Origin of the sequence: Pseudonocardia pini, assembly GCF_013870575.1 — a bacterium.
GTDB classification, from domain to species: Bacteria; Actinomycetota; Actinomycetes; order Mycobacteriales; family Pseudonocardiaceae; genus Pseudonocardia; species Pseudonocardia pini.
In genome coordinates, this window is record NZ_JACBXB010000667.1 from 1 (window position 1) to 3,172 (window position 3,172).

Below are 3,172 nucleotides of genomic sequence, written 5' to 3' on the forward strand. Positions count from 1 at the left end.
CCGCTCGCGCCCACCGGGGCCGCCTGCGCGGCGAGATCCGCCCAGTCGGCCCCGGTGGGCGCGAGCGGCAGCGCGCCGAACGGGGCGACGTCCGGCTGGAACCGGACGGCCCCGCCGTGCTGCTCGGCGAAGGCCTGCTGCGGACCGGTCAACGCACTGCGGACGGGGTTCTCGAGCGGGTCGGGCACGAGATCCATTCTGCCTCGTGGGAGTACGGTGCCGCCTGCACCCACGGCACGACCCCGGAGTCCCCATGACGCAGGCAGCGACCACCCCCGCCCTCCACAGGACGGCGGGCAGGCTCTCCGACGGCCGGGAGATCTTCTGGTACGACGCGGAGCCCGGCCGGGTCGCGGGGGTGGACGAGCGCGGCCTGCCCGAGGTGCACACCGTCTCCGAGATCCGCTACGACGAGCTGCTCGACGAGTGGGTCGCCATCGCGAGCCACCGCCAGACCCGGACCTTCCAGCCCTCCGGCGGCGCCGACCAGTGCCCGCTGTGCCCGAGCATCCCCGGGCGGCAGACCGAGGTCCCCACCCCGGACTACGAGACCGTGGTGTTCGAGAACCGCTTCCCGTCCTTCTCCGGCGGGGTGGGCCGGTGCGAGGTCGTGTGCTTCACCGACGACCATGCGGGGCGCTTCGGCGGGCTGCCCCCGGAGCGGGTGCGCCTGGTGGTCGACGCCCTCGCCGACCGCACCGCCGAGCTGGGCCTGCTCCCCGGCGTCGAGCAGGTGTTCCCGTTCGAGAACCGGGGCGCGGAGATCGGGGTGACGCTCGCGCACCCGCACGGACAGATCTACGGCTACCCCTTCGTCACGCCCCGGACCCGACAGCAGCTCGAGTCCGCGCGCCGGTACCGGGCCCGCACCCGCGGCGACCTGTACGCCGACGTGCTGGACCGCGAGCGCACCGCGGGCACCCGCGTGGTCGCGGAGTCCGCGCACTGGACGGCGTTCGTCCCGGTGGCCGCGCGGTGGCCCGTCGAGGTGCACCTCTACCCGCACCGGGGCGCGAAGGACCTCCCCGAGCTCACCGCGGCGGAGCGCACCGACCTCGCCGAGATCTGGCTCGACGTCCTCGCCCGCCTCGAGCTCTTCCACGGCCGTCCGCTGCCCTACATCGCCGCCTGGCACCAGGCGCCGGTCCGGCAGGACCGCGACCTCGCCCGCCTGCACCTGGAGCTGTTTTCCATCCTGCGGTCCCCGGACAAGATCAAGTATCTGGCGGGCTCGGAGTCCGGGATGGGCGTGTTCGTCAACGACACCACGCCCGAGGACGTCGCCGCGCGGCTGCGCGACCTCGGCGCATGATCGAGTTCGAGGGGATCTACGGCCGCCCGGCGGCGGGGGTCTGGGCGGCGCCGGGCCGGGTCAACCTGATCGGCGAGCACACCGACTACAACGACGGCTTCGTGCTCCCCCTGGCGCTCGACCGGCGGACCCTGGTGGCCGCCGCGCCCGCGGACCGGACCACCGTGCGCTCCTCCCGGGAGGCCGAGGCGGTCGTGTTCGAGGCCGCGACGGTCGCGCCGGGGGACGTCACGGGCTGGGGCTCGTACGTCGCCGGGGTGGTCTGGGCGTTCCGGGAGGCCGGGCGGCCCGTGCTGGACCTCGACCTGCTGGTCGAGGGGGACGTCCCGGTGGGTGCGGGGCTCTCGTCGTCGGCGTCGTTGGAGTGCGCGGTGGCGGTGGCGCTGGCCGAGCTGACCGGGACGCCGGTCGAGAGGACCCCGCTCGCCCGCCTGGCGCGTCGCGCGGAGAACGACTTCGTGGGTGCCCCCACCGGCGGCATGGACCAGATGGCGGCGATGCACGGCGCCGCGGGCAGGCTCGTCTTCCTCGACACCCGCACGGAGGAGACCGAGCTGATCCCGTTCGACCTGCCCGCCCACGGCCTCGCGCTGCTGGTGGTGGACACCAGGGCGCCCCACCAGCTCGTCGACGGGCAGTACGGCGAGCGCAGGCGGGACTGTGCCGAGGCCGCGGCCCGGCTGGGCGTGCCCGCGCTGCGGGACGCCACGCTCGCGGCCGTCGAGGAGCTCGCCGACGAGCGGCTGCGCCGGCGCGCACGGCACGTCGTGACCGAGGACGAGCGGGTGCTGGAGGTCGTGGGCCGGCTGCGGGCGGGCGAGGACCCGCGGGAGATCGGGCCGCTGCTCACCGCCTCGCACGAGTCCATGCGGGACGACTTCGCGATCACCGTGCCGCACGTCGACGTCGCCGCCGAGGTCTGCCTGCGGGCGGGCGCGCACGGTGCCCGGATGACCGGCGGGGGGTTCGGCGGCTGCGTGATCGCGCTGGTCGAGACCGACGACGTCGACCCAGTGGGCGAGGCGGTCGCCGCGGCCTACGCCGAGCGCGGCTGGGAGGCGCCGGTGGCGTTCACCGCCGTCCCGTCCGACGGGGCGGGCCGGGCGTGACCGCGCGGACCGTGACGGCGCAGACGCTGTGCCCGTGTGGGCGCGGCGAGGTCTACGGGGCCTGCTGCGGGCGGTTCCACGCGGGCGACCCGGCCCCCACCGCGGAGCTGCTCATGCGCAGCCGGTTCAGCGCGTTCGCCGTGGGGGACGTCCCCTACCTGCGCCGGACGTGGCACCCGTCGACCCGACCGCGGCACGTCCAGCTCGACGCGGACCGGACCTGGACCCGTCTCGACATCCTCGACGTGCAGCGGGGCGGGCTGCTGGACACCGACGGCGTCGTGGAGTTCCGGGCGCACTCCTCCGGCGGTGTCCTGCACGAGCGCAGCCGGTTCGTCCGCGCGGACCGGGCCTGGCTCTACCTGGACGGCGTCCTCACGCCCGGTTAGACCACAGCGGCTCGTAGAAGGCCCACTCCCGGCTCCACGCGCGGTGGTTGGCCGCCGCGCAGCGGGCGCGCACGAGCGCCCGGACGCCGAACAGCGCGAGACCGCCCGCCAGCAGCACGAGCACCCCGCCCACGACGGCCGTGACCGCGGCCTGGGTGCGGTCGACCGGCGGTGGCGCGGGGGCGCCCTGGCGGTCCACCCAGATCGGCACCGTGCTGCCCGCGGGCTGCGGCGCCGGCACGGGGATCGGGCCGGCGTGCGCCGAGCCGTCCGGACCGCTCCAGGTCGCCTGCGTCGTGCCCGCCGCGGTCGCCCCGGCCTGGTCCACCCCGATCGGGATCTCCGCCGCGGCGGTGAGGGTG

General features: G+C 76.0%; 4 protein-coding genes and 1 pseudogene. 3 read left to right on the top strand and 2 right to left on the bottom strand.

The genetic code is table 11. The annotated features are described in order from the left end of the window. Positions 1-188, bottom strand: a pseudogene (locus tag H5J29_RS26845) (GNAT family N-acetyltransferase); the annotation flags it as partial. Positions 189-253: 65 nt separating this feature from the next. Between H5J29_RS26845 and galT the strand changes: the two are divergent. Genes galT through H5J29_RS26860 form a run of 3 tightly spaced genes read left to right on the top strand, consistent with a single transcriptional unit; the run spans position 254 to position 2,810 of the window. After that, on the top strand, positions 254-1,312 hold the full coding sequence (gene galT / locus H5J29_RS26850) for a galactose-1-phosphate uridylyltransferase (protein WP_181783789.1): 1,059 nt from the start codon (positions 254-256) through the stop codon (positions 1,310-1,312). Continuing rightward, positions 1,309-2,421 (top strand): galactokinase, encoded by a 1,113-nt coding sequence (gene galK / locus H5J29_RS26855; protein WP_181783790.1) that lies wholly within the window; start codon positions 1,309-1,311, stop codon positions 2,419-2,421. The genes galT and galK overlap by 4 nt, the downstream gene beginning before the upstream one ends. A gap of 11 nt (positions 2,422-2,432) precedes the next feature. Beyond that, positions 2,433-2,810: a YchJ family protein gene (locus tag H5J29_RS26860; protein ID WP_312858428.1), complete on the top strand. Its 378-nt coding sequence runs from the start codon at positions 2,433-2,435 to the stop codon at positions 2,808-2,810. On the opposite strand, the gene H5J29_RS26865 is transcribed toward H5J29_RS26860, so the two are convergent. Further along, positions 2,797-3,172, bottom strand: a 376-nt coding sequence (locus H5J29_RS26865) for an Rv1733c family protein (RefSeq protein ID WP_446686497.1), incomplete at its 5' end; no start/stop codon positions are given. The genes H5J29_RS26860 and H5J29_RS26865 overlap by 14 nt on opposite strands.